Below are 479 nucleotides of genomic sequence, written 5' to 3' on the forward strand. Positions count from 1 at the left end.
GTGGTTGGGATGTGCGGTGTTTGACGGGCACCGGGGCCGCCATGCTCTTTAAATGCCGGCCGTGAGTTCGCTCGACCCATATCCGGCCAGATCCGAGGCGGCTGAGCGCTGTTGAAGTGCGTATGGCGAATACTTTGTGCAGCACCATATTACGGGAGTGGTTCCGCTTCCGGTCGGCAGGTGAAGGTGAGCCGGAATTTGCCGATTTGGATTTCATCGCCGTTAGACAAGGGCTGAGACTGCACTGGCACTTGGTTGACGTAAATGCCGTTGAGACTGCCGGAGTCGACGATCCAGTATTCGTCGTCGGACCAGCGGAATTCGGCATGGCGGCGGCTGACGGTGATGTCGTCGAGAAACACCGGGCTGTCGGGGTGGCGGCCGGCGAAGGTGACGGGATTGGTGAGCAGGAATCGCCCACCCACCGACGGTCCGCGGGTGATCACCAGCGCACCTGAGCCCGGGCTGGTTCCCGGCCC

Annotated in this window: 1 protein-coding gene; it reads right to left on the minus strand. The window is 62.0% G+C overall.

Annotated elements, in window-relative coordinates:
• Window positions 1–149 precede the first annotated feature (149 nt).
• Window positions 150–479, minus strand: a 330-nt coding sequence (locus tag RNB18_RS51235; protein WP_311720954.1) for an FHA domain-containing protein, incomplete at its 5' end; no start/stop codon positions are given.

Source organism: Streptomyces doebereineriae, from assembly GCF_031845645.1.
Taxonomy (GTDB): Bacteria; Actinomycetota; Actinomycetes; order Streptomycetales; family Streptomycetaceae; genus Streptomyces; species Streptomyces canus.